Annotated in this window: 24 protein-coding genes; 15 read left to right on the forward strand and 9 right to left on the reverse strand. The window is 67.2% G+C overall.

Annotated features, from left to right (window positions below):
- The 4 genes from E4O92_RS04705 to E4O92_RS04720 all read right to left on the reverse strand — a co-directional run.
- Positions 1 to 2245, reverse strand: a 2245-nt coding sequence (locus E4O92_RS04705; RefSeq protein WP_135188595.1) for an FtsX-like permease family protein, incomplete at its 3' end; no start/stop codon positions are given.
- 18 nt (positions 2246 to 2263) lie between these two features.
- Positions 2264 to 4657 (reverse strand): FtsX-like permease family protein, encoded by a 2394-nt coding sequence (locus E4O92_RS04710; RefSeq protein ID WP_135188596.1) that lies wholly within the window; start codon positions 4655 to 4657, stop codon positions 2264 to 2266.
- 12 nt (positions 4658 to 4669) lie between these two features.
- Entirely contained in the window at positions 4670 to 5350 is a 681-nt protein-coding gene (locus tag E4O92_RS04715) for an ABC transporter ATP-binding protein (RefSeq protein WP_135188597.1), read from the reverse strand.
- A 21-nt stretch (positions 5351 to 5371) separates the two neighbouring features.
- Positions 5372 to 6673, reverse strand: coding sequence for an efflux RND transporter periplasmic adaptor subunit (locus E4O92_RS04720; RefSeq protein WP_229483061.1), 1302 nt, complete (start codon positions 6671 to 6673; stop codon positions 5372 to 5374).
- A 182-nt stretch (positions 6674 to 6855) separates the two neighbouring features.
- On the opposite strand from E4O92_RS04720, the gene E4O92_RS04725 reads away from it, so the two are divergent.
- Together E4O92_RS04725 and E4O92_RS04730 are read left to right on the forward strand one after the other, a co-directional pair.
- On the forward strand, positions 6856 to 8202 hold the full coding sequence (locus E4O92_RS04725) for a sigma-54-dependent transcriptional regulator (RefSeq protein WP_135188598.1): 1347 nt from the start codon (positions 6856 to 6858) through the stop codon (positions 8200 to 8202).
- Positions 8192 to 9418: a sensor histidine kinase gene (locus tag E4O92_RS04730; RefSeq protein ID WP_135188599.1), complete on the forward strand. Its 1227-nt coding sequence runs from the start codon at positions 8192 to 8194 to the stop codon at positions 9416 to 9418. Before E4O92_RS04725 ends, E4O92_RS04730 begins: the two co-directional genes overlap by 11 nt.
- Before the next feature lie 100 nt (positions 9419 to 9518).
- Here E4O92_RS04730 and E4O92_RS04735 read toward each other — a convergent pair whose 3' ends face one another.
- The 5 genes from E4O92_RS04735 to E4O92_RS04755 all read right to left on the reverse strand — a co-directional run bounded on the left by E4O92_RS04735 (position 9519) and on the right by E4O92_RS04755 (position 12423).
- The gene (locus E4O92_RS04735) at positions 9519 to 10550 is read right to left on the reverse strand and encodes an NAD(P)H-dependent glycerol-3-phosphate dehydrogenase (protein ID WP_135188600.1); all 1032 of its coding nucleotides are present in this window, start codon (positions 10548 to 10550) and stop codon (positions 9519 to 9521) included.
- A gap of 12 nt (positions 10551 to 10562) precedes the next feature.
- Complete coding sequence (locus E4O92_RS04740; RefSeq protein ID WP_135188601.1) at positions 10563 to 11006, reverse strand: SH3 domain-containing protein; 444 nt, start codon at positions 11004 to 11006, stop codon at positions 10563 to 10565.
- A gap of 104 nt (positions 11007 to 11110) precedes the next feature.
- Positions 11111 to 11572 carry a protein-export chaperone SecB gene (gene secB / locus E4O92_RS04745; protein ID WP_135188602.1) on the reverse strand — a complete coding sequence of 154 codons (462 nt, stop codon included), beginning with the start codon at positions 11570 to 11572 and terminating at the stop codon, positions 11111 to 11113.
- A gap of 167 nt (positions 11573 to 11739) precedes the next feature.
- A complete protein-coding gene (grxC, locus tag E4O92_RS04750) occupies positions 11740 to 12003 on the reverse strand; it encodes a glutaredoxin 3 (RefSeq protein WP_135188603.1) in 264 nt (87 codons plus the stop codon).
- A gap of 18 nt (positions 12004 to 12021) precedes the next feature.
- Entirely contained in the window at positions 12022 to 12423 is a 402-nt protein-coding gene (locus E4O92_RS04755; protein WP_135188604.1) for a rhodanese-like domain-containing protein, read from the reverse strand.
- Between the two features lie 85 nt (positions 12424 to 12508).
- Here E4O92_RS04755 and gpmA point away from each other — a divergent pair, with 85 nt between their 5' ends.
- The 13 genes from gpmA to E4O92_RS04820 all read left to right on the forward strand — a co-directional run.
- Positions 12509 to 13255, forward strand: coding sequence for a 2,3-diphosphoglycerate-dependent phosphoglycerate mutase (gene gpmA, locus E4O92_RS04760; protein WP_135188605.1), 747 nt, complete (start codon positions 12509 to 12511; stop codon positions 13253 to 13255).
- Between the two features lie 12 nt (positions 13256 to 13267).
- Positions 13268 to 14665: a murein hydrolase activator EnvC family protein gene (locus E4O92_RS04765; RefSeq protein WP_370659993.1), complete on the forward strand. Its 1398-nt coding sequence runs from the start codon at positions 13268 to 13270 to the stop codon at positions 14663 to 14665.
- A 90-nt stretch (positions 14666 to 14755) separates the two neighbouring features.
- On the forward strand, positions 14756 to 16249 hold the full coding sequence (locus E4O92_RS04770; RefSeq protein WP_135188606.1) for a S41 family peptidase: 1494 nt from the start codon (positions 14756 to 14758) through the stop codon (positions 16247 to 16249).
- 314 nt (positions 16250 to 16563) lie between these two features.
- Positions 16564 to 17340 carry a HesA/MoeB/ThiF family protein gene (locus tag E4O92_RS04775; RefSeq protein WP_135188607.1) on the forward strand — a complete coding sequence of 259 codons (777 nt, stop codon included), beginning with the start codon at positions 16564 to 16566 and terminating at the stop codon, positions 17338 to 17340.
- 132 nt (positions 17341 to 17472) lie between these two features.
- Positions 17473 to 17925: a type II secretion system major pseudopilin GspG gene (gene gspG / locus E4O92_RS04780; RefSeq protein WP_135188608.1), complete on the forward strand. Its 453-nt coding sequence runs from the start codon at positions 17473 to 17475 to the stop codon at positions 17923 to 17925.
- An 11-nt stretch (positions 17926 to 17936) separates the two neighbouring features.
- Positions 17937 to 18419, forward strand: a complete 483-nt coding sequence (locus E4O92_RS04785) for a GspH/FimT family pseudopilin (protein WP_135188609.1) — start codon at positions 17937 to 17939, stop codon at positions 18417 to 18419.
- Between the two features lie 2 nt (positions 18420 to 18421).
- Complete coding sequence (gene gspI, locus E4O92_RS04790) at positions 18422 to 18808, forward strand: type II secretion system minor pseudopilin GspI (protein WP_370659992.1); 387 nt, start codon at positions 18422 to 18424, stop codon at positions 18806 to 18808.
- Positions 18805 to 19419: a PulJ/GspJ family protein gene (locus tag E4O92_RS04795; protein ID WP_307721738.1), complete on the forward strand. Its 615-nt coding sequence runs from the start codon at positions 18805 to 18807 to the stop codon at positions 19417 to 19419. The genes gspI and E4O92_RS04795 overlap by 4 nt, the downstream gene beginning before the upstream one ends.
- A gap of 8 nt (positions 19420 to 19427) precedes the next feature.
- A complete protein-coding gene (gene gspK, locus E4O92_RS04800) occupies positions 19428 to 20474 on the forward strand; it encodes a type II secretion system minor pseudopilin GspK (RefSeq protein WP_229483063.1) in 1047 nt (348 codons plus the stop codon).
- A 16-nt stretch (positions 20475 to 20490) separates the two neighbouring features.
- Positions 20491 to 21699 (forward strand): type II secretion system protein GspL, encoded by a 1209-nt coding sequence (gene gspL / locus E4O92_RS04805; RefSeq protein ID WP_135188611.1) that lies wholly within the window; start codon positions 20491 to 20493, stop codon positions 21697 to 21699.
- Positions 21696 to 22220 carry a type II secretion system protein M gene (locus E4O92_RS04810; protein ID WP_135188612.1) on the forward strand — a complete coding sequence of 175 codons (525 nt, stop codon included), beginning with the start codon at positions 21696 to 21698 and terminating at the stop codon, positions 22218 to 22220. The genes gspL and E4O92_RS04810 overlap by 4 nt, the downstream gene beginning before the upstream one ends.
- Positions 22217 to 22990, forward strand: a complete 774-nt coding sequence (gene gspN / locus E4O92_RS04815; protein WP_135188613.1) for a type II secretion system protein N — start codon at positions 22217 to 22219, stop codon at positions 22988 to 22990. The genes E4O92_RS04810 and gspN overlap by 4 nt, the downstream gene beginning before the upstream one ends.
- The coding region (locus E4O92_RS04820; protein WP_307721739.1) for a secretin N-terminal domain-containing protein at positions 22990 to 24073 on the forward strand (1084 nt) is incomplete at its 3' end. The genes gspN and E4O92_RS04820, both read left to right, overlap by 1 nt.

The raw sequence follows: 24073 nt of genomic DNA on the forward strand, positions 1-24073 counted from the left end.
CCTTGGCCAGCGCCGCCAGCGGCAATCCGATCAGCGCGCCGATCCCCACCAGCAGCGCGAACTCGCGCCCGACCAGTTGCCCGATCTGGCGCGGCCCGGCGCCGTACAGCTTGCGCAGCACGATCTCCCTGGTGCGCCGCTGCACCTGGTACGCGGACAGCACGTAGATGCCAAACGCGGCCAGCGCGGTCGCGATCGCACTGGCCAGGCCCAGCGCCAGGGCGAGACGCCGGTCGCTTGCGTAGTTGGGCGCGAACAGCTCGCCAGCGTTGTGCAGTTCCAGGATAGCGTTGGGGAAGGTCTGGCGCCACAGCGCCGTGATGGCGGAAGTGACCTGCGCCTTGTCGCCATTGACCCGAACCGTGACCACGCCGCGGGTGTTTTCTTCATCCAGCTGGTAGATCAACGGCTGCGGCACCTGACGCAGGGTGTTAAAGCGCAGGTCCGGTGCGATCCCGACAATCGTGCGCGCACCGTCCGGCATCGGTTGCCCGACCGCTGCCAAGGAAGAGTCGAATCCGAGCGCCAGGGCGGCGCTGGCATTGATTACGACCTTGGGGTCGCCGGCCTTGTCCTGCCCGGCATGGAACACGCGCCCGAGCACCGGGCCCACGCGGTAGACGTCGAAAAACTCCGGACTGACGCCCTTCAGTTCGATGCCCTGGCGGTCGCCGCGCCGCGTGCGCACCGCCCCGACGCTTTTGAAACCATCGCGCCCGATCGCCTCCGATACGGCGGCCACACCGGCCACACCGGGCAAGTGGGAGATGCGCTCGCGGAAGGCGCGCGCCTCAGCCGCGAAGGTGTCAGCCGGGAAGGCGTTTGGTGGCAGGTCGAACACGAGTAGCGGCTCCGGGTCGAAGCCGGGGTAGACATTGCTGGCAAAACGGGTCTGCCAGGCGACCGCCAGTGCGCTGCCCCCCAGGGCCATCGCCACCGTGAACTGGAACACGGTAAGCAGGCGCCGCACCTGTGCTCCGCGCGGTGTCTCGCTCGTGCCACGGCCCAGCAGCGATTCGCCGGCGCGCACCCGCAACGCGATCCAGACCGGATAAGCGGCCGCGGCAAGCCCGGTCAACAGGCCGAACGCGAGTCCGCCCAGCAGGTTCGGGGGGGTGAACAGTCCGTCCAGCTCGCGGTTCACCAGGTCGGAAAATAGTGGCAGCAGCAGCCAGGCGAACAGCAGACCGAGCACGGTTGCCGTCATCGACACGACCAGCGACTCGGCCATGAACTGGCGTGCGATGCGCCACCGGCTGGCGCCGATCGCCTTGCGCACGCCGATTTCTCGCTGGCGGCGCAGGGTGCGCACGGTCGCCAGGTTCACGTAGTTGATCCCGGCGAGCAGCAGCACCAGCAGAGCGAGCATCGCCATCCCGATCACCATGTCGCGGTTCCCGTAGCTGTCCGCAGCTCGGCTGCCCTGAAAATCGGGATCGAAGTACAGGTCGGCCAGCGACACAATGCGCAATTCGGTTGATGTGTGGTTCGGGAACTTGGCGCGCATCGCCTCGGGCATTGCCGTTTCGACTGGCGAGCGGGCGTACGCGTCGCGCACCACGCGCAGCACCGCCTCCATGCTTACGCCGCCGCCAAGCCGCACGAACAGGTTGGCCTTGGTCCATGCCCGCCAGTCGCTGTTGTCAGGTAAGAGCGCAGGTTCGCTGCGTAGCGCATCGAACACAAGGCTGCTGTTGACGGGCATGTCACGCATGATTGCGACGATGCGGACCGTTTCGCCGCCCAAGATCAGCGACTTGCCTAGTGCCTGCCCCTCGCCGAACATCTTGCGTGCGGCGGACTGGGTCAGCGCAATGCTGTCAGGCCGCGTGACGGCGGTGCCCAGATCACCAGCTACTGCCTTTAAGCCGAGCATGCGCGGAAATTCCGTATCGGGGGCAAGCACAGACAGCGGGAACAGTCCGGCATCCACGCGAGCAGTCATGTCCTGTGCCCTGGAGGCCGACACCGTCACAGCCAGAGCGCTCTGCCTGATCGCATCGCGCAGCGCGCGCGGGGCGCGTGCTTCCCATTCGGGGCGCGGCATCATGTTGTTCTTCTGCTTGATTGCGAACACGCGCCCGGCGTCGGGCACATGGCTGTTGTAGCCCAGGGAAAAGCGCACGAACCCGAGCAGCAGGAAGCACGCGGCAAAGCCGATCGCCAGCCCGGCGATGACCACAATGGAATAGGCGCGCTCGGCGGCCAACTGCCGCCAGCCGATACGCAGATCATTCAGGTGCATGGTACTCCTCTCCAGTTCTCAGTCGCGCAGCGCGCGCGCCGGTGCGATGCGCATCGCGGCGCGCGTGTGGCGCGTGCAGGCCGCCAGCGCCACCAGCGCGGCGAACCCGAAGGCGGCGGCGAGCGGCCATGCGCCCATCGGCGCGCGTTCCACGAACCCGGCCAGGTAGCGCGCCTTGGCCAGCGCCGCCAGCGGCAATCCGATCAGCGCGCCGATCCCCACCAGCAGAGCGAACTCGCGCCCGACCAGTTGGCCGATCTGGCGTCGCCCGGCGCCGTACAGCTTGCGCAGCACGATCTCCCTGGCGCGCCGCTGCACCTGATAGGCGGACAGCACGTAGATGCCAAACGCGGCCAGCGCGGTCGCGATCGCGCTGGCCAGGCCCAGCGCCAGGGCCAGGCGCCGGTCGCTCGCGTAATTGGGCGCGAACAGGTCGCGCGCGTTTTGCAGGTCGAGGATAGCGTTGGGGAAGGTCTGGCGCCACAGCGCCGTGATGGCGGAAGCGACCTGCGACTTGTCGCCATCGATCCGAACCGTGACCACGCCCAGAGTGTCGTCCATAGTTTTTTCGTCCAGCCGGTAGAGCAATGGTTGTGGCACATGGCGCAGCGTGTTAAAGCGCAGGTCCGGCGCGATCCCGATGATCGTGCCCGTATCGTCCGGCATCGGTTGCCCGACCGCTGCCTCCGGAGAATCGAATCCGAGCGTGAGGGCGGCGCTGGCATTGATCACCACCTTGCGGTCGTCGACCTTGTCCTGCCCAGCATGGAACACGCGCCCGAGTGCAGGACCCACGCGGTAGACATCGAAAAACTCCGGGCTGACGTTTTTCAGCTCGATGCCCACGCTGTCACCACGCCGCGTGCGCATCAACCACGTCAACTTGTAATCATCGCGCCCGATCGCTTCCGATATGCCGGCCACCCCGGCAACACCGGGCAGGTGGGCGATGCGCTCGCGCAACGCGCGCGCCGCGGCCGGGGCGGTACCCTCCGGCAGGTCGAACACGAGTAGCGGTTCCGGGTCGAAGCCCGGATAGGCGTTGCTTGCATAACGGGTCTGCCACGCGACCGCCAGTGCGCCGCCACCCAAGGCCATCGCCACTGCAAACTGGAACACGGTCAGCACGCGCCGCACCTGTGCCCCGTGCGGCGTCTCGCTTGTGCCACGGCCCAGCAGCGATTCGCCGGCACGCACCCGCAGTGCGATCCAGACCGGATAGGCGGCAGCGGCGAGACCGGTCAGCATCCCAAACGCGAGGCCGCCCAGCAGGTTCGCCGGCGTGAACAGCCCGTCCAGCTGGCGGTTCATCAGGTCGGAGAACAGGGGCAGCAGCAGCCAGGCCAGCAGCAGTCCGAGCACGGTCGCCGTCATCGACACCACCAGCGACTCGGCCATGAACTGGCGTGTAATTTGCCATCGGCTGGCGCCGATCGCCTTGCGCACGCCGATTTCGCGCTGGCGGCGCAGCGTGCGCACAGTCGCCAGGTTCACGTAGTTGATCCCGGCCAGCAGCAGCACCAACAGAGCGAGCACCGCCAAACCGATCACCATGTCGCGGTTCCCGTAGCTCACCGCAGCGCGGCTGCCGCGGAAATCGGGATCGAAATACAGGTCGGCCAGCGGCACCGCGCGGAACTCGATTGATGTGTGGTTCGGGAGCTTCGCGCGCATGGCCTCGGGCATGCGCGTTTCGGCCGGCGAGCGGGCATACGCGTCGCGCACCACGCGCAGCACCGTCTCGATGTCAACGCCGCCGCCAAGCCGGACAAACAGCCCGGCGTTGGTCCATGCGCGCCAGTCACCGCTGTCGGGTAAGAGCGCAGGTTCGCTGCGCAGCGCATCGAACACGAGGCTGCTGTTGGCGGGCATGTCGCGCATGATTGCGGCGACGCGCAAGGTCTCGCCGCCTACAATCAGCGTCTTGCCTAACGCCTGCCTCTCGCCGAACATCTTGCGTGCGGCCGACTCCGACAGAGCAATGCTGTCCGGCCGCGTGACGGCGGTGGCCAGGTCGCCAGCCATTGCCCGCAATCCGAACATGCGCGCAAATTCCGTATCGGCGGCAAGCACAGACAGCGGAAACAGCCCGGAGTCCAGGCGCGCGGTCATGTCCTGTGATCTGGACGCCGACACCGTCACGGCCAGAGCGCTGTGCTTGATCGCATCGCGCAGCGCGTGTGGGGCGCTCGCTTGCCACTCGGGACGCGGCAACATGTTGTTCTTCTGCTTGATCACGAACACGTGTTCGGCATCCGGCACATGGCTGTTGTAGCCCAGGCTGAAGCGCACATACCCGAGCAGCAGGAAGCACGCGGCAAAGCCGACCGCCAGCCCGGCGATGACCACCGCGGAATAGGCCGGCTCGGCGGCGAGCTGGCGCCAGCCGATGCGCAGATCGTTCAGTCGCATGGCGTGTCTCCGTCAGGCCGCCTGCAGCGCGTCGACCACGATGCGCCCGTCCAGCAGGCGCACGGTGCGCGAGGCCTGGGCCGCGTGCGCGGGCGAGTGGGTGACCATCACCACGGTCGTGCCGTCGGCGTTGATGTCCCGCAGCAGGCGCATCACCTCGTCGCCGTGCGCGGTGTCCAGGTTGCCGGTCGGTTCGTCGGCCAGCAGCAGGGCCGGGCCGGCCACCAGCGCACGTGCGATCGCCACCCGCTGCTGCTGGCCGCCAGACAGTTGCGATGGCCGGTGCCGCGCGCGGTGCGCGATGCCCAGCTTGTCCAGCATCGCGTCGACCCGTTCGCGCCGCTCGCGTGCGCCGGTCCCGGTGTATTCGAGCGCCAGCTCGACGTTCTCGAACACCGACAGCTCCTCGATCAGGTTAAAGCTCTGGAAGATGAAGCCTATCTTCCCGCGCCGCAGGCCGTTTAATTTCGCCTCGCTCCAGCCGGCCACGTTCTGCCCTTCGAACCAGTACTCGCCATCGCTGGGTACGTCGAGCAGGCCGAGAAGGCTGAGCAGGGTGGATTTGCCACAGCCGGATGGGCCGGTGATCGCGACGTATTCGCCCGCATCGATCTCCAGGTCAATCCGGTCGAGTGCGCGGGTCTGTACTTCGCCGGCCACGTGGACCTTGCTGGCGCCTGCGAGTTTGAGCATAGGGACTCCTTGATTGTTGGCTTAGTTGGTCAGTTGCAGCTGCTGTGCACGCGCGAACGCAGCATAGCTTGAAACGATCACGCGCTCACCGGGAGCAAGCCCGGCGAGCACTTCGATCTGGCGGTCGTTGCGGCGTCCGGTCCGAATCGCGCGCCGCACGGCAGTCGTGCCGTCGGCTTTGAGCACGAACACCCAGGCCGCGCCACTGTCGATGGCGAAGGCATCGTTCGGCAGCAGCATGGCGCGCGCCGCCTCGCCCAGCGCGATTTGCGCGTCCAGCCCCTGGCCGGGACTGAGCCGGGCCGGCTGCGCTTCGGTGAACGACAGCTCGATGGCAAAGCGCCCCTCGCGGATCTGCGGGAATACCGCACTGACCCGGGCCGGATAGGTCCGTCCATCGTGGCGCACGGTTGCGGGACGGCCCACGGCGACGCGTCCCAGGTAGTACTCGTCGATCTGCGCGGCCAGCTTGAACAGGCGCGGGTCGTCGATGCGGCCGATGTTCTGGTCGGGCCGCACCTTTTGGCCAACCTGCAGGCGAAAGTCGGTGAGCCGACCCGCGACGGGCGCGCGCACCGCGAGCGCATCGACCGCGCTGTGCACCAGCTTCAGACCCGCCTGCAGTCCGTCCACTGCGTTGCCCATCTGGGCCAGCGCCGTGCGCCGGACCTCGGCCTCGGTGGCGCTGCGCGCCTGTTCGTCCGCCAGCGCGCGCCGCTGCTGTGCGAGGCGGTCGCCCGATTCCTCCAGCGCCGCCGACGACAGGAAGCCGCGTTCGGCCAGCGTCACGTTGCGCGCATGCTGCTTTTCCGCCTGCGCGAGCGCGAATTGAAGGTCGGCGATCCGGCGCTGGTGATCGGTGCGCGCCGCTTCCTGCGTCACGCGAAGGTTGGACAGGTTGGAAATCTGCTGCGCGTGCTCGGCTTCGCGCGCCAGCAGTTCCAGGTTGCGCTGCGGGTTCGACAGCCGGAACAGCAGCTCGCCCTTGGCGACCAGCGTGCCGTCCAGCGCCAGCACTTCCTCGACGCGGCCGGATTCGACGGCATCCAGGATCACCGAATTGAGCGGCTCGGCGCTGGCTCGCAGCACCACGTCGTCGCGGAAGATGCCATTTTCGACCGCAACGATGCGCACGTCGCGCGCCGGCACGCGCAGCCCGCGCGGCAGCGCGGACCAGCCGGCCCAGGCCACTGCCATCAGCGCGCAGGCGGCAAGTAGGGCGTAAGCGATCCTTTTGCCACGGCGGCGCGGCACGATGGTGTCCATGGCGGCGCCGGTTGCGGGCGGCGGGTGAAGGGAAGGGTGCAGATCTCGATTGCTCATGCCACCATCGTTGCAAACACCGTGCCAGCGCCCCGCCAAGGGGGTGGAACGGCTGCCGCACCTGCACCTGTCCGGATCCGAACAGGTGCATGTGTTCGCTTGCGGACACCTGCAATATGGCTTGCCGCATCGAAGCGGGCTGCTGCTAGAATGCGGCGACCAACCTGACCTTGAAGCGATTGATGGCCGACCCGTCCGCCCACATCCTGATCCTCGAAGACGATGCCGATGTCGCCTGCGCCGCGCAGTTGCTGCTACGCCGCCGCGCACGCGTGCAGGTCTTGTCCGCGCCAGCGCAGCTTGCCGCCGCACTGGCCGATGGCGTGCCCGACGTGGTCCTGCTCGACCTGAACTTCAGCCCGGGCCGCACCGACGGCGCCGAGGGACTGGCGGTGCTCGACACGCTGCTCGCGCAAGCCGCGCCGCCGGCCGTGATCGTGCTGACCGCATACGCCGACGTGCCGCTCGCGGTGGAGGCGCTCAAGCGCGGCGCCACCGATTTCATCACCAAGCCGTGGAACAATGCGCACCTGGCGGCGGCAGTGGACGGCGCGCTGGCGCGGCGCACGGCCACACGCTCCGCTGCAGCGCCGGGGATGTCATCGCTGCTGGGAGATTCCGCCGCGATGTGCAGCGTAAAGGCGACCATCGCCAGCGTCGGTCCGACCGAGGCCAACGTCATGATCCTGGGCGAGAACGGCGTCGGCAAGGAGCTGGTGGCGCGTGCGGTGCACGATGCGTCGCGCCGCGCCGGCGCCACCTTCCTCGCGGTCGACATGGGCGCGCTGCCCGAATCGACCTTCGAGAGCGAACTGTTCGGCCATCGCAAGGGCGCGTTCACCGACGCCAGGAGCGATCGCACAGGCCGCTTCGTGGCCGCGTGCGGCGGCTCGCTGTTCCTCGACGAGATCGGCAACATGCCGCTGCCCGCGCAGGCCAAGCTGCTCGCCGCGCTCGAACGGCGCGAGGTGACGCCGCTTGGCACGGACCGTCCCGAACCGGTGGACGTGCGCGTCATCAGTGCCACCAACCTGAGCGAGGCGCGCCTGTTCGATCCGGGCGTGTTCAGGCCCGACCTGCTGTTCCGGCTGAACACGATCGTGATCCGCGTGCCGCCGCTGCGCGAGCGGCGCGAGGACATTCCGGCGCTGCTGCGCCATTATCTGCACCACTACGAGCGCCAGTACCAGCGGCCGGCGCGGGGCATGATCGATACGACTCTTGCGCGCCTGTGCGCGCACCCGTGGCCGGGCAACGTGCGAGCGCTGCGCCACGCGTGCGAACGCGCCGTGATCCTGGCAAGCTGCGATGAATACGGTTATGACGATTTCGGGTTGTCCGGACAGTTGGAGGCGCCAATGCCCGCAGCACCATGCCCGCCAGCCGGGCCGCTCAAGCTCGGCGAGCTCGAACGCGACGCGGTCGCGTCCGCGCTGGCCCAGGCATGCGGCAATGTCAGCCAGGCGGCACGCATGCTCGGCGTGAGCCGCGCAGCGTTGTACCGCAAGCTTGGCAAGCATGGCATCTGAACGCCGGCTCAAGTCGGGAGTCCTGGCCTGCGTGGCGGCGCTGATGGCGCTATCTGGCGCCGCCAGCGTGGCCTGGGGTTCGCCGCGCCTGGTCGTGTTGTGCGGCTTGTGTGCGTTGCCCATCGCAGCAAGCTTGCATAGCTGCCTGCGCCGGCTGTCGCTCGCTGTGCCTGCGCCCCTGGCAGCACCGGCCGTGCCATCCGCCGGGCAGACGCCAGATGCCGCGCTGGCGTTCGAGGCGCGCCTGGAGCATGCACCGGTCGCGCTGTTTCGGATCGTGCCTTCGAGTCCGGCCAGCCAGGTGCTGGCGCACAACGGCAACGCGCGCCGCCTGCTTGCGCCGGGCCGGGCATCCGATCCCGACGGCCTGATGCGCCAGCTTGCGGCACTGCCGGTCGAGCGCCGCGTCCTGATCCATTTCGAGACCGAGCGTGGCAGCGAGCGGGCGCTGGTCGCGGTGTCGGCCCTGAACCTGCATGGCCAGCCCGAGCGGCTGGCGGCGCTGATGCCGGTCGAAAGCGAGCTGGAGGCGGAGGCGCTGCAGGCCTGGCGGCGGCTGGTGCACGTGCTGACCCACGAGATCATGAATTCGCTCACGCCGGTCGCCTCGTTGTCGCGTACTGCCGGCGACCTGCTCGACGAACTGCGGCCGGCGCTGCCGCCCGAGGCACTGGCCGACCTGTCCACGGCGCTTGACGCGATCGCGCGCCGTTCCGGCAGCCTGGCTGACTTCGTGGGCAGCTACCGCAGCCTGTCGAATATTCCTGCCCCGCGGCCTGAACGGGTCAGGGTGGCGGAGCTGTTTGCCCGGATCGAGGCCTTGCTTGGCGCCGACTGGCGCGCGCGCGGCGGACGGCTCGAGGTAATGGTGGCGCCGGCATCGCTGGAGCTGGTGGCCGATCCGGGCCAGCTGGAGCAGGCGATACTCAACCTGCTCAGGAATGCGTCGGATGCCACCGCTGGTGTGGCCGCACCGCAGGCGCAGCTCAGCGCGCGGCTGGCGCGGGGTGGTCGTTTGCGCATCGAGGTGGCGGATAACGGTGCTGGCGTGCCCGACGAGCTGATCGCGCAGTTGTTCACGCCGTTCTTCTCGACCAAGGCGCATGGCAGCGGGATCGGGTTGGCGATGGTGCGGCAGCTGGTGCACGCCAATGGCGGCACCGTGCGCTATGCGAGGGCGGTGGGAGCGGGTGCGCGCTTCGTGATCGCGTTCTAAGTCGTAGGGGTGCGCACCTGTGCGCACGCGGTACGGTTGAATATCGTTGGCGCTGGCAGGCATACGTACCGCGTGCGCACGGGTGCGCACCCTACGCCTCCTACGCTAGTTCGTCGCGCGGGTCACGCGCCAGCAGCTTGCCAACCATGTCGGCGGCATTGTCGCCGTCGAACAGCACGCCAGCCACCGCGTTCGTGATTGGCATGTCCACGCCCAGCTTGCGCGCCAGTTCGCGCACCGCCTGTGCGCATGGCACACCTTCGGCCACGTGGCCCAGTTCGGCGACGATCGTATCCAGCGGCTTGCCCTGCGCCAGCGCCAGCCCGACGCGCCGGTTGCGCGACAGGTCGCCGGTGCAGGTCAGCAGCAGGTCGCCAATTCCGGTCAGGCCCATGAAGGTGCCGGGCTTGCCGCCCAGCGTCGTGCCCAGCCGCGTGATTTCGGCCAGGCCCCGCGTGATCAGGGCCGCACGCGCGTTCAGCCCCAGGCCCAGGCCGTCGGCCACACCGGTTGCGATCGCGAGGATGTTCTTGACGGCGCCGCCCACTTCGACGCCGACCAGGTCGTCGCAGGAGTAGACGCGGATGCTGCCGCCGTGCACCGCCGAGACCACGCGTTCGCGCAGCGCCTCCGAGTTCGATGCGACGGTCAGCGCGCACGGCAGCCCACGCGCGACTTCCTGGGCGAACGAGGGGCCGGACAGCGCGGCGGCGGGCACGGCGTCGCCCAGGACCGCGCGCGCCACCTGGTGCGGCAGCAGGCCGGTGCCGTGCTCGAAGCCCTTGCACAGCCAGACGATGTTCGGAATCGCGCGCCCTTTGAGTTGTTCGAGCAGCGGGCGCAGGCCGGCCACCGGGCAGGCGGCGATCAGGAGCGGCTGCTCGTCAGGCTTGGCCGCGGTCACATGCGCCAGCGCGGCGTCGAAGTCGGCCGTGACGCCAAGGCGCGGCGGCAGCGCCAGGCCGCGCAGATATTCGAGGTTCTCGCGCGCCGCTTCGGTGGCGCGCATCGCATCGGCGTTGCGGCCCCACAGCAGCACGTCGTTGCGCGCGGCCAGCGCGATCGCGACCGCGGTGCCCCAGGCGCCTGCGCCCAGGACGGTGATCTTGTGAGGGTGTTTTGAATCAGTCATTGATAGCCGGGGTCAGATGCCCCACAGGTCGGACGCCTTGGCGTAGCCGGCCAGCCCGTCGCGGTGGCGCACGCGCACCCAGGCGCCGGCCTGCGGGTCGACCAGTTCCAGCAGCACGCCTTTGTCAGCCGTCATCACGAGCGGCGCGTTGTCGTCGGGATTGGCGCGCACCCGGGCGCTCGCCACGCGCACCACGACATTGCGGCGCGCCGACAGGGAACGGGTTTCGAGCCAGGCCATGTCGCCGCTGGCGTCGCGCACCTTGGACCAGTCGCCGTAGGTGCTCACGATCTCGACCGGCATGCCTTGCGGCGCGATGAACAGCCTGCCGCCCTTGAGCGAGGGCGCGTCGTACAGGATCGCGGTGGGCGCGCCGATGGTGCGGAAATCGAAGGCGAGGGCGTGGCTGGCTGCCAGCAGCAGGAGGAGGCTTGCGATCGGTCGGAAAACGGGCATGGCGGGCTGGTTTGGAAGAAGTCGACGCCGGATGAGACAAGGGCGCATCCGGCCCGCGGGCCGAATGCGCCCTGGCGGGCCGGGATGTCCCGTCGAAAGTCGTGTTACTGCGGCTGGCCGGCGTTGGCGGCTTCAGCCATTGCCTGGCGGCGCTGCTGGTAGAACACCTCGAAGTTGATCTCAGCCAGGTGCACCGGCGGGAAGCCAGCACGGGTGATGACGTCGGCGATGTTGCTGCGCAGGTAAGGATAAACGATGTTCGGGCAGCCGATGCCCAGCAGCGGATCCATCTGCTCGGCCGGGATGTTGCGTGCTTCAAAGATGCCCGCTTGCTTGCCTTCGACCAGGAACGCAACCTTGTCCTTGACCTTGGCGGTCACGGTGATGGTCACGGTCGATTCGTAGATGCCATCGGCAATGCCCTCGGCGCCGACGTCCAGCGATACCTCGATGGTCGGGGCTTCCTGCTCGAGGAAGATCGCCGGGGAATTCGGTTGTTCCAGCGACATGTCCTTCAGGTAGACTCGTTGGATTTGGAATACAGGTTGCAGGTTTTCGTCAGCCATGGAACGCTTTCGTTAAATGTAAAAAGAACGGCGAGGGCCGTTCGGGTGCTTGTAGAGCCGGGGCGCCGTGCCCGGGGCGTGCAGCACGGGGCACGTGGCCGCATCGACTATTGTAGCAAAATCAATTCGCTTGCAATAGCGGTTGTCGCCCGCCCCGGGAAGCATGCTCAGGCGCCATTTAACAGGGGATCGAGGCGGCCCGCCTGATCGAGCGCATACAGGTCGTCGAAACCGCCGACATGGGTGTCGCCCACGTAGATCTGGGGCACCGTGCGGCGCCCGGTCTTTTGCATCATGATCTGGCGCTGCTCGGGGTCGAGGTCGACGCGGATGCGCTCGATCTCGGTCACGCCCTTGGCTTCAAGCAGGCGCTCGGCGCGCACGCAGTACGGGCAGCTGGCGGTGTGGTAGAGAACAACATGGGCAGTCATAGTACTTCCTTTCTTCGATTACTTGGTGACCGGCAGACCGGCTGCCTGCCACGCGGCAATGCCGCCTTCCAGGCTGTAGACGTCCGCGAACCCGGCGGCGGCCAGTTGCCGCGCGGCCTTGTCCGAACGGGCGCCGCTCTGGCAGACCACCACCACCGTGCGGGTCTTTGCCTTGTCCAGTTCGCCAATCCTGGATGACAAGTCTGCCAGTGGAATGTTTTTGGCGTCGCGCAAATGCCCGGCGGCAAATTCATCCGTGCTGCGGACGTCGACCAGCATGGTCTTGCCACGGTTGAGCATCTGGGTCACTTGCAGCGCGGTGGCGCGGCGTCCGGCCGGGCGCAGGGCTGGCCACAACAGTGCGCCACCGGACAATACGGCGATGGCCACTACGAAGATATGGTCGATGATAAATTTCACAAAGCTTCCGATGGTTGAAGTGAATCCATGCATTATAAAATAGAAGTCGGACCGGACATTTTTCGCACTTATTCTCGAGAGACTTATGTACAAGATCGTTTTCATGCGCCACGGGGAATCCACCTGGAACCTGGAGAACCGCTTCACCGGCTGGACCGACGTCGACCTGACCGACAAAGGCATTGCGGAGGCCAAGAACGCCGGCCGCGTGCTGCGCGAGGCCGGTTTCACCTTCGACCTGGCCTACACCTCGGTGCTCAAGCGCGCCATCCGCACGCTGTGGCTGGCCATGGACGAAATGGACATGATGTGGCTGCCGGTCAGGAACGACTGGCGCCTGAACGAGCGCCACTACGGCGCGCTGCAGGGCCTGGACAAGGCCGAAACCGCGGCCAAGTTCGGCGACCAGCAGGTGCTGGTCTGGCGCCGCAGCTACGACACCCCGCCGCCGGCGCTGGAGGCGGATGATCCGCGCACCTCGTTCGCCGATCCGCGCTACGCCTGCCTGCCGCCAGCGTCGATCCCGCTGACCGAGTGCCTGAAGGACACGGTGGCGCGCGTGCTGCCGGCCTGGAATGAAGAGATCGCGCCGGCGATCCGCGCCGGCAAGAAGATCCTGATCTCGGCCCACGGCAACAGCCTGCGCGCGCTGATCAAGATGCTCGACAACATCAGCGACGAAGACATTGTCGGCCTGAACATCCCCAACGGCCAGCCGCTGGTGTACGAGCTGGACGAGGACTTGAAGCCGATCCGCCATTACTACCTGGGCGACCCGGAGGCGATTGCCGCCGCCGTGGCCGCCGTGGCCAACCAAGGGAAGGCCAGGTAAGTCTTGGCTGTCCTGACGACGAAGTCGGCCGCCAGCGCGCTGCTGTGCGGCCTGCTGCTGTGCGCCGGCGTCGCCGACGCGCGTACCCCGCAGCGTACCAAGCAAAAGGCCGACGCCGAGGCGGCGCGCGCCGATATCCAGCAAAAGCTGACGGCGCTGAAAAAGGACATCAGCCGCACCGAGGACGCCAAGGATGACGCCGCCGACGAGCTGGCCGCGTCGGAAGAGGCGATCTCGAAAGCCAACCGGGCGCTGCATGACCTGGCCGAGGAGCAGGCGCAGACCAACGCCAGGCTGCGCGAGCTGGAAGACGAGCAGGCGCGCCTGGCGCAGACCATTGCCGCGCAAAAGCAGCAGCTGGCCAGGCTCTTGCGCGAACATTACGTGGCCGGCAACGAGGACCGCATCAAGCTGCTGCTGTCCGGCGACAACCCGAACCGCATCAACCGCGACCTGCAGCTGATGGCCTATGTGTCGCAGGCCCAGGCCCGGCTGCTCGATTCGCTGCGCAGCAACCTGGCGCAGGTCGAGGCGAACCGCGACAAGACCCAGAGCGCCAAGGACGACCTGGAAGACATTGCCCAGGAGCAGCGCGACCAGAAGGCCGTGCTGGAGAAGGAAAAGGCGCGCCGCGCGCAATTGCTGGCCAACCTGTCGTCGCGGCTGGCGGCCCAGCACAAGCAGGCCGCGACCCTGGAGCGCGACGAGCAGCGCATGGGCGCGCTGGTCGACCGCCTCACGCGCCTGATCCGCGAGCAGGCCGAGGCCGAGAAACGGCGCCAGGCCGAGCTGGCGGCCGCCAAGGCCAGGGCCGAAGCCCAGGCGCGTGCGCAAGCGGAGGCGGCCGCCAAGGCGAAGGCCGAGCGCGAGCGGCTGGCGCAGCAGCACGCCAAGCCGGGCAGCAAGCCGGTCAAGCCGGAGCCGGACGAGCCGAAGCTGGCCGGAGAGGCCAAGCCGGCGTCCAAGCCAGAACCGCAGCAGGCCGAGGTCACGCTGGGGCCGGCGGCGCCGGACGGCGCCTTTGCCAGCCTGCGTGGGCGCATGAGTTCGCCGATCGCAGGCAAGATCGCGGCACGCTTCGGCACCAAGCGCGGCGACGGCCCGAGCTGGAAGGGCATGTTCATCAAGGCGCCGGAAGGCACCGAGGTGCATGCGGTGGCGGGCGGGCGGATCATCTTCGCCGAATGGTGGCGCGGCTTCGGCAACCTGATCATCATCGACCACGGCGGCGACTACCTGTCGGTCTATGGCAATAACCAGACCCTGCTCAAGCATCCCGGCGACCGGGTCAAGGCGGGCGATGTGATTGCTAGCGCAGGCAACACCGGCGGTAACGAGGAATCGGGTCTATACTTTGAACTAAGACATCTCGGCAAGGCGTTCGACCCGGCGGGCTGGATCAAGTTCTGATCGGCAAATGGGGCCACCTTGTTTGTTCGGGCGGCTTGAAGAACGTTGTTCCGGGCCCGGCGCCCACCACGATCTAAGGCAGCGAAAAACATGAGCAACAAACTGAAGAATATGGGCCTGATCGGCCTTGGCATGGTGGCCGGGGTGGCCGCCTCGTTCCAGTTTTCCGCGTTCGCGCAAAAGGAACTCGATTCGCCGCTGCCGCTGGACGAATTGCGCCAGCTGGCCGATGTCTACGGCCTGATCAAGACCGACTACGTCGAGCCGGTCAACGACAAGAAGCTGCTCTCCGAGGCGATCTCGGGCATGGTGGCGTCGCTCGATCCGCACTCGGTCTACCTCGACCAGAGCGCGTTTCGCGAAATGCGCGAGAGCGTGGCCGGCCGCTTCGTGGGCCTGGGGATCGAGGTCGCGATGGAAGACGGCTACGTGAAGATCGTCTCGCCGATCGAGGATTCGCCGGCCTACCGGGTCGGCATCAAGCCGGGCGACCTGATCACCCGCATCGACAGCACCCCGGTCAAGGGCATGACCCTGGACGAGGCCATCAAGAAGATGCGCGGCAAGCCGGGCAGCAAGGTGACGCTGACCATTGCCCGCCGCGGCGACGACAAGCCGTGGGTGGTGCCGGTCACGCGCGAGGAAGTCCACGTCAAGAGCGTCAAGGCCAGGATGGTCGAGCCGGGCTATGCGTGGCTGCGCATCAGCCAGTTCCAGGAAGAGACCGTGGAGGAACTGGCCAAACAGGCCAGCGCGCTGTACGCCCAGAACCCGAACATCAAGGGCCTGGTGCTGGACCTGCGCAACGACCCGGGCGGGCTGCTGCCGTCGGCGATCGGGGTGTCGACCGCGTTCCTGCCGCAGAACGAGGAAATCGTCTCGACCAAGGGCCAGCTGCCTGACTCGAACGCCACCTACTACGGACGCCGCGAGTACTATGCGACCCGGTCGGGCGACCCGCTGGCCAAGCTGCCGGCGGCGCTCAAGACGGTGCCGATGGTGGTGCTGGTCAACACCGGCTCGGCCTCGGCATCGGAAATCGTCGCTGGCGCGCTGCAGGACTACAAGCGCGCGATCGTGATGGGCAGCACCACCTTCGGCAAGGGCTCGGTGCAGACGCTGCGCCAGCTTTCCGCCGACACCGCGGTCAAGCTGACCACCGCCCGCTACTACACGCCCAAGGGCCGCTCGATCCAGGCCACCGGCATCGTGCCCGACATGATGGTCGACGAAACGCCCAATGGCGACGGCCTGAACGCGCTGCGCGTGCGCGAATCGGACCTCGACCATCATCTGTCGAGCGAGACCAGCAAGAGCGACCCGGCCAGCGGACCCAAGCGCCACGAGCTGGAGGAAGACCAGCGCGCGCTGGCCATGCTGAAGGACCACAAGCCGCTCGAGTTTGGCGGCAAGGACGACTTCCAGCTGGCGCAGGCGATCAACCATTTCAAGGGCTTGCCGGTGAAGCTGGCCAAGGTAGAAGCGGATGACCTCAAGCCGGCCTCGGCCGTGTCGGGTGACGTCAAGCCGGTGCCCGGCACCCAGACCAAGCCGCCGGAATTGAAGGGCGCGCCGACGAAGTAAGGTGCTGTGGGCACGTGGAGAGGACTGCGGGCGCGGGGCTTGACGTCGTAGGGTGCGCACCTGTGCGCACGCGGTACGGTTGAGCAGAGTTTGCTTTCCGTGAGAACCGGGTCTTCAGTCACACCGTCTGCGGGCTTTCGGCTGCTGTGTGAATGCGCTGCGTTTGCGAACCGCGTGCGCACAGGTCCTCGGCGGCCCCGCGCACCCTACGATCCTCTGCCGCCGCAGGTTGATTTAAGCTGAGACTAAGTTACCTCGACTATCTTTGCGCCCTGACGCGGCAGCGCCGGTCTGAACGCCTTGTTAGATCTGACATGAACGACAACCAGCTCCTGCGCTATTCGCGCCACATTCTGCTTGACGAAATCGGCATCGAGGGCCAGACACGCCTGCTGGCCGCGCATGCGCTGGTCATCGGCGCCGGCGGCCTCGGTTCGCCCGCGGCCATGTATTTGGCCGCAGGCGGCGTCGGCCGTATCACGCTGGTGGACGACGACGCGGTTGACCTGACCAACCTGCAGCGCCAGATCATGCATTCGACGGCACGGATCGGCCAGCCGAAGGCAGAGTCCGGCAAGCAGGCGCTGTATGAAATCAACCCCGAGGTCGAAGTCGTTGCGCTGCGTGAACGTGCCGATCTGGCGCGTTTGGTGGAACTTATGCGAAGCGCGTCGGTCGTACTCGACTGCAGCGATAACTTCGCTACGCGCCACGCAGTCAATCGCGCCTGCGTACAGGCCAAGGTACCGCTGGTGGCCGGCGCCGTGATCCGGTTCGATGGCCAGGTCTCGGTGTTCGACACCAGGCTTCCCGAGTCTCCGTGCTATGCCTGCCTGTTTCCTGAGGACGGCAAGTTCGAGGACGTGGCCTGCAGCACCATGGGCGTGTTCGCGCCGCTGGCTGGCGTGATCGGCTCGCTGCAGGCGGCCGAGGCCATGAAGCTGATCGTGGGCACCGGCCGTTCGCTGGCCGGCCGCCTGCTTCTGCTGGACGGCCGCGCGATGGAATGGACCAGTATCGGGGTGGCGCGTCACGGTACTTGCCCGGTCTGTTCCAGCCGCTTTGCAGCACACTTTCAGGCACGCTTGTAGGCACACTTTTAAGCATGCAGAGTGCCTTACTCTGCCTTACAATGACTCACTCGTCGCTAGATGGCTGCTGTCTGCCATTCGGTCTTTTACTAGCCTGATCCATCCTTTCTTACCCTAGCCTAGACAACTCTTATGCAAATTGTTTCACACCGTCCATTGCGCCGGGTTATCCAGCGCGGCTTCACCCTCGTCGAGATCATGGTCGTCGTGGTCATCATCGGTATCCTGGGCGCCCTGGTCGTGCCCAAGTTGCTGGGTCGTACTGGCGAGTCGCGCGTCGCGGCGGCCAAGGTCGACATCTCGACCATCATGTCGGCACTCAAGCTCTACAAGCTGGACAACCAGCGTTACCCCACCACCGAGCAGGGCCTGCAGGCGCTGATCCAGAAGCCCACCAGCGGTCCGGCCGCCAACGGCTGGCACGCCGGCGGCTACCTGGAAAAACTGCCGAAGGACCCCTGGGGCAACCCCTACCAGTACCTGTCGCCGGGCATCCACGGCGAAGTCGACGTGTTCTCGCTGGGCGCGGACGGCCAGTCGGGCGGCACCGGCGAGGATGCCGACATCGGCAACTGGGAACAATAAGCAAGGGCACAATGCCGGCAACCAAAGCAGCTCGCAAGGTCTCCGGCTTCACCCTGGTGGAGCTGATGGTCGTGATGGTCATTATCGGCCTCACGCTTGGGCTGGCCACGCTCAACGCCGTCCCGAGTCCGCGCCAGGACTTGCAGAAGGAAGCGCAGCGCATCGCGCTCCTCTTGCAACTGGCGCGTGACGAGGCGATCGTGCGCAACCGGCTGGTGACCTTCGAAGCCAATTCCGACCGCTACCACTTCCTCGTGAAAAACGAGACGCGCTGGGACCTGATCACCGGCGACGACATGCTGCGCGAGCGCAGCTTCAAGAACGCCCCGCTGCAGCTGTTGCTCGATCCGGGCACCGCAGGCGCCTCCAACCCGCTGCGCATCACGTTCGGCCGCGAGCCGGTCGACAAGCCATTCGTGCTGACCCTGGCCAGCGGTGACGCCAGCGTAGCCATCCACGCCGATGGCGTGGGCCATTTCGTTGTGGAGCAATGAGCATGCGCAAGCAAACAAGCCGCGGCTTCACCTTGCTCGAGGTGCTGGTGGCGCTGGTGATCGTGGGCACCGCGCTGGGCGCGGGCCTGCGCGCCGTCGGCAGCCTCACCCAGAACAGCGCCGGCCTGCGCACCGCGATGATGGCGACCTGGTCGGCCGAGAACCGCTTGGTGCAGATCCGCCTGAACCGGGAATTCCCCGATGTCGGCAAGCACGGCTTCGACTGCCCGCAGGGCGACCTGCATCTGGTATGCCAGGAGGAAGTGATCGTCAGTCCCAATCCGCTGCTGCGCCGCATCGAGGTCTCGGTGTTCGACATCGAGAACCCGAACCGGCGCATCGTCAAGCTGGTGCAGCTGGTGCTGCGCCAGCCGAGGGCGCCGTCATGATGCGCCAAGGCAGAGCACGCCACGCCGGCTTCACGCTGGTCGAACTGCTGGTGGCGATCAGCATTCTTGCGATCGTCGCCGTGCTCGGCTGGCGCGGGCTGGACGGCATCGTGCGTGCGCGCACGACGCTGACCGAGCAGATGGAAACGACGCGCGGCATGCAGCTCGCGTTCGCGCAGCTGCAAAGCGACTGCGAGCGCATCGCCAATCCGGAGATACTCGACCGGCGCCCATACCTGCTGACCGGCACTGACCGGATCACCATGGTGCGCACCGTGTTCAACGAGAACGAGCCGTCGCGCCTGCAGGTGGTGGCATACCGGGTCATCAACGGCACCCTGATGCGGCGCGAGTCGGTCGCCACCCGCGACCTGGCCCAGCTCGACAGCCTGTGGAACGCGGCCATCAGCGACCTTGATACCACGCCACCGGTGGCGCTGCAGCCCGGCGTATCCGGCATGCAGACGCTGGTTTTCCAAAACAACACCTGGCACGACATGTCCCAGTCCAGCACCAATGGCGTCCAGCTGCCGCCGACGGGACTGCAGGTGGCGTTGCAGGTCAATGGACTGGAGGCGCCGATGACCAAGGCCTTCCTGCTACAGCCATGAGAATGAGGATGAAGACCCGCCAGGGCGGTGTGGCGATCGTCACCGCGCTGCTGCTGACTACACTGGCCATTTCGATCGTCGCCAGCCTGTTCTGGCAACAACAGGTGCAGGTGCGCACGATGGAGAACCAGCGCCTGCACCTGCAGACCAAGTGGATCCTGCGCGGCGCGCTCGACTGGGCTACGCTGGTGCTGCGCCAGGACGGTATGGACCACAACCAATACACGGCGCTGGACGCGGTGTGGGCCACGCCGCTGGCCGAAACGCGCCTGGACCAGTACATCGAGCGCGAACGGGTGGAGGGAGAAAACTTCAACGCCACGCTTTCCGGAACCATTACCGACGCCACCTCGCGTTACAATCTCACCAATTTGGGGAGCAAGGACCGGACCGACCAGAATGATGCGGTGAACGTGTTTCGCAAGCTCCTGCAGAACTTGCAGCTGAACCCGGCGCTGGCAACACGCACGGCCAATCTGGTGAAAGCGTCACAGCCGCCCGTGCCCAAGCTGGATCAGGACACCGAGCAAGGCAAAGATGACAAGGTGGACGGCGGCAAGGTGGACGGCGGCCAAGATGGCATAACGAGCCCGGACCCGACGGGCCAGGCGAAAACGCCGCCCGCCAGCAAGACGATGAAGTTGCTGAAAGTGGAGGACCTGCTGGCGGTGGAGGGTTTTACCCCGGAAATGATCGAGAAGCTGCGCCCGTTCGTGATCGTGCTGCCCGTGCCAACGCCGGTGAACGTGAACACGGCGCCGGCCGAGGTGTTGGCGGCGGTGCTGCCGAACACTTCGGTGTCGCAGGCGAACGCGCTGCTGGTGCGGCGCAAGCAGGCGGCGTGGCGCGACTTCGAGCATTTCAAGACGGAAGTGAAGGGAGCAGAGGACCTGCCGAAAAGTACTGCCGACGTCAAGAGCGAATGGTTCCTGGTCGACAGCCATATCCGGCTCGACCGCGCGGCGCTCGATTCAGTATCGCTGGTTAACCGTCCGTTGAGCGGCTTGAACGTGACCATGAACGGCACCAGCGTGCAATGGACGCACGAATACTAAAAGAAAGCGAGACGGCTTGACTACACTTTATATCCGCCATCCTGCCCGCGCAGAAGGCGACGGCGCTCCTTGCCGCTTCGCGGTGGTGGCCGACAACGGCAGCATCGAGCAGCAGGGCGAGGCCGTGCTGCGCAGCCTGACCGACCTGGTCGCGGCCACCCGGCGCGTGGTGCTGCTGCTGTCCGGCGCCGATGTCACGCTGCTGATGCTGCCGGTGCCGCCGCTGTCAGGCGCGCGCCTGAAGTCCGCGCTGCCTGGCCTGGTCGAAGAACACATCCTGGGCGACCCGATGGACGCGGTGCTGGTGGCCGGTCCGGCCCAGGCCGATGGCACGCGCCCGGTAGCCGTGGCCCAGCGCGACTGGCTCGAGCCGCTGGTGCGCACCTTGCTGGCGCAGGGCGCGCGCTCGGTGACGGCGCTGCCGTTCCAGCTGTGCCTGCCGCTCGAGCCGGGCAGCGTCACCGTGGAGATCGGCTATGGCGAGCTGACGCTGCGCCAGGGACAGTACCAGGGCCTGGGCCTGGCGCTGGACGGCACCCCGGCGTCCATGCTGCAGACGGCGCGCTCGCTGGCCGGCGATGCGCCGCTGCTGCTGTGCGTGCCGCCCGGGCAAGTGGGCGAATACCAGGCGCTGGCCAGCGAGGCCGGCCCCGGCATCGGGCTGGCCGCCACCGACTGGCCGCACTGGATCGCCGGCGCGAAAAGCGTCCTGCTCGACCTCGTGCCCGGCCTGGGCGCGGCCGGCGCACCCACGCGCGACTGGCGCCGCTGGCGCTGGCCGCTGCGCCTGGCCCTGCTGGCGGTCGTGATCAACCTGGTGGGCCTGAATGCGCAGTGGATCGGCCTGCGGCGCGAGGCCAACGCCGTGCGCCAGCAGATCAACACCACGTTCCGCAGCGTGTACCCGAACGAGCCGGTCAGCGACCCGGTCCTGCAAATGCGCCAGAACATCTCGCGTGCGCGCGCCAACACCGGCGACGTGGCGCCTGACGAATTCACCTATCTGGCCGCCGCCTACGGCGAAGCGGCACAAACGCTGCCGCGCCAGCCCGGCATCGCATCAATGGATTACCGGGAACGCGCGCTCAGCATCAAGGTCAAACCCGAAACCGTCGACCCCGCTTTGACGAGGCAGTTGCAGGCGGCGCTGGCCGCGCGCAATATGAGCCTGCAAGAAACAGGTACGGCCATTTGGCTGATCCGCAGCACAGGAGCCAAGCAATGAGTTTTGCCAGTACGACTGCCCAGTTGCGCGCGCACGCACTGGCTTATTGGGGCGCGCGCACCGAGCAGGAGCGCAAGTACCTGACCGCGGGCGCCGCCGTGGTGCTGCTGGCGCTGGCCTGGATGCTGCTGCTGGCGCCCGCGATCAAGGGGCGCGCCGAGCTGAGCGAATCGTTGCCGAAGCTGCGCCAGCAGGCCGCGGTGATGCAGACGCTGGCGCAGGAGGCCACTGCGCTTAAAAACGCGCCGGTGCCGCAGGTGACCCCGATGACCCAGGATTCGCTGCACGCCAGCCTGGCCGCGCGCGGGCTCAAGCCGCAGTCGCTGTCGCTGACCGGCGAATATGCCAAGATCCAATTCAATGACGTGTCGTTTGCCAACCTGGTCACGTGGCTGGACGCGCAGCGGCGCGAAAGCCGGATCACGGTGCAGGACGCTGCCGTGACCGCGCTGCCGGTGGCCGGCCAGGTGGATGCCACCATCACGCTGCGCCAGACCCAGGGCACGGGCGGCGCTCAATGAGGCGCGCACTGCTGTGGCTGCTGCTGGTAGTGCTGGCGGTGGCGGTTACGATCCTGGTGTTCCTGCCTGCAGCATGGCTGGGGCCGCTGGTCGAAAAGCAGACCGGCGGCCGTTTGACTCTCGGGGATGCGCAGGGTACGCTGTGGAACGGCTCGGCATTCATCGGCGGCGCGCCGGGCGAGGGCGGATCGGTCACGCCGCTGCTGCCGGGTCGCTTCGCCTGGCGCCTGTCGCCGCTGGTGCTGGTGGGCCACGTCAGCTTCGACCTGGCCAATCCGCAGGCGTTGTCGCATCCGGTGCAGGTCCGGGGCAGCTGGTCGCAATGGCAGGTGTCGGCGGGCGAACTGCTGCTGCCGGCCGAAGGGCTGGCCGGGCTGGGGGCGCCGCTCAACACGCTGGCGCCGTCGGGCACGATCAAGCTGTCGTGGAACACGTTGGAGCTGGCGCGCCAGGCCAACTCGGTATCGGTGATCGGGCACACGGTGCTGTCGATGACGGACATGGGCTCGCGCATGTCACCCATCAAACCGCTGGGCAGTTACGAAATGGCCATGGACTGGCACGGTCAACAGGCCGACCTGACGCTGCGCACGGTGCGCGGCGCACTGCTGCTGTCCGGTTCGGGCGCACTGCAAAACGGCCGCCTGCAGTTTTCCGGCCAGGCCGAGGCTGCCAGCGGCTACGAGGAATCGCTGGGCAACCTGCTGAACCTGCTGGGGCAGCGCCGCATGGTGAACGGTAAAAACATAATCGCGTTAGAGTTCAGATAATGAAAAACAACTCCAATAGGACCATCCACAATCCGCTCTCCCGGCGCTCCCTGCAACGACTGGTGGCCGGCGCGGTGCTGTGCTGCGCGGCCGCCACCTCCCTGGCGCCCACGGCGGTGCTGGCCCAGGCCCAGGCCAACCGCGAGCCGGCCGGCGGCGCCGCGCTGTCGTTCGTCAACGCCGACATCGAATCGGTGATCAAGGCGATCGGCCATTACACGGGGATGACCTTCATCATCGATCCGCGCGTCAAGGGCACGATCAGCGTGGTGTCGGAAAAGCCGGTGAGCAAGGCTCAGGCCTTCCAGCTGCTGACCTCGGCGCTGCGCCTGCAGGGCTACGCGGTGGTCACCGGCGAAGGATTCGCCAAGGTGGTGCCGGAGGCCGAGGCCAAGCTGCAGTCCTCGCCGACCCAGATCGGGATCAGTGGCGCCAAGGCGCGCGGCGACCAGATCGTGACCCAGGTGTACCACCTGAGCTACGAATCGGCGGCCAACCTGACCGCGGTGCTGCGCCCCTTGATCTCGCCCAACAACTCGATCATGGCCGACCCCGGCAATAACAGCCTGGTCATCACCGACTATGCCGACAACCTGCGCCGGCTGTCCAAGATCATTGCCGCGCTCGACTCCCCGGTCGGTGCCGACCTCGAGGTGGTGCCGATCCGTCATGGCATCGCCAGCGACATCGCGACCATCGCCACCCGCCTGCTCGAGCCGGCGCCCGGCGGCGACTCGGGCCGGGTGACGGTGGTGGCCGATCCACGCACCAATTCGGTCGTGATCCGGGCGCCGTCGGCGGCGAAAGCGAACATGGCCAAGGCGCTGATCGTCAAGCTCGACCAGGCGACCACCGAGGCCGGCAACATCCACGTGGTCTACCTGAAGAATGCCGAGGCGACCCGCGTGGCGCAGACGCTGCGCGCCGTGGTGTCGGGCGAAGTGTCGGCCATGCCAACGCCGCAGCAGGGCACCGCCGGCGGCTCGATCCCGGTCGGGACCCAGGGCGGCACGGCCGCGGGCGGCATGGCCGGCGGCCCGCAGGTAGTCGTAACGGTCGAGCGAAATCTGGTTCGAATCGTCC

Origin of the sequence: Massilia horti, assembly GCF_004614195.1 — a bacterium.
Taxonomy (GTDB): domain Bacteria; phylum Pseudomonadota; class Gammaproteobacteria; order Burkholderiales; family Burkholderiaceae_D; genus Telluria; species Telluria horti.

Coding starts and splice junctions, on each gene's coding strand:
- E4O92_RS04710 (WP_135188596.1), bottom strand. CDS start 4,657: ATGCGACTGAACGATCTGCGCATCGGCTGGCGCCAGCTCGCCGCCGAG.
- E4O92_RS04715 (WP_135188597.1), bottom strand. CDS start 5,350: ATGCTCAAACTCGCAGGCGCCAGCAAGGTCCACGTGGCCGGCGAAGTA.
- E4O92_RS04720 (WP_229483061.1), bottom strand. CDS start 6,673: ATGAGCAATCGAGATCTGCACCCTTCCCTTCACCCGCCGCCCGCAACC.
- E4O92_RS04725 (WP_135188598.1), top strand. CDS start 6,856: ATGGCCGACCCGTCCGCCCACATCCTGATCCTCGAAGACGATGCCGAT.
- E4O92_RS04730 (WP_135188599.1), top strand. CDS start 8,192: ATGGCATCTGAACGCCGGCTCAAGTCGGGAGTCCTGGCCTGCGTGGCG.
- E4O92_RS04735 (WP_135188600.1), bottom strand. CDS start 10,550: ATGACTGATTCAAAACACCCTCACAAGATCACCGTCCTGGGCGCAGGC.
- E4O92_RS04740 (WP_135188601.1), bottom strand. CDS start 11,006: ATGCCCGTTTTCCGACCGATCGCAAGCCTCCTCCTGCTGCTGGCAGCC.
- secB (WP_135188602.1), bottom strand. CDS start 11,572: ATGGCTGACGAAAACCTGCAACCTGTATTCCAAATCCAACGAGTCTAC.
- grxC (WP_135188603.1), bottom strand. CDS start 12,003: ATGACTGCCCATGTTGTTCTCTACCACACCGCCAGCTGCCCGTACTGC.
- gpmA (WP_135188605.1), top strand. CDS start 12,509: ATGTACAAGATCGTTTTCATGCGCCACGGGGAATCCACCTGGAACCTG.
- E4O92_RS04770 (WP_135188606.1), top strand. CDS start 14,756: ATGAGCAACAAACTGAAGAATATGGGCCTGATCGGCCTTGGCATGGTG.
- E4O92_RS04775 (WP_135188607.1), top strand. CDS start 16,564: ATGAACGACAACCAGCTCCTGCGCTATTCGCGCCACATTCTGCTTGAC.
- gspG (WP_135188608.1), top strand. CDS start 17,473: ATGCAAATTGTTTCACACCGTCCATTGCGCCGGGTTATCCAGCGCGGC.
- E4O92_RS04785 (WP_135188609.1), top strand. CDS start 17,937: ATGCCGGCAACCAAAGCAGCTCGCAAGGTCTCCGGCTTCACCCTGGTG.
- gspI (WP_370659992.1), top strand. CDS start 18,422: ATGCGCAAGCAAACAAGCCGCGGCTTCACCTTGCTCGAGGTGCTGGTG.
- E4O92_RS04795 (WP_307721738.1), top strand. CDS start 18,805: ATGATGCGCCAAGGCAGAGCACGCCACGCCGGCTTCACGCTGGTCGAA.
- gspK (WP_229483063.1), top strand. CDS start 19,428: ATGAAGACCCGCCAGGGCGGTGTGGCGATCGTCACCGCGCTGCTGCTG.
- E4O92_RS04810 (WP_135188612.1), top strand. CDS start 21,696: ATGAGTTTTGCCAGTACGACTGCCCAGTTGCGCGCGCACGCACTGGCT.
- gspN (WP_135188613.1), top strand. CDS start 22,217: ATGAGGCGCGCACTGCTGTGGCTGCTGCTGGTAGTGCTGGCGGTGGCG.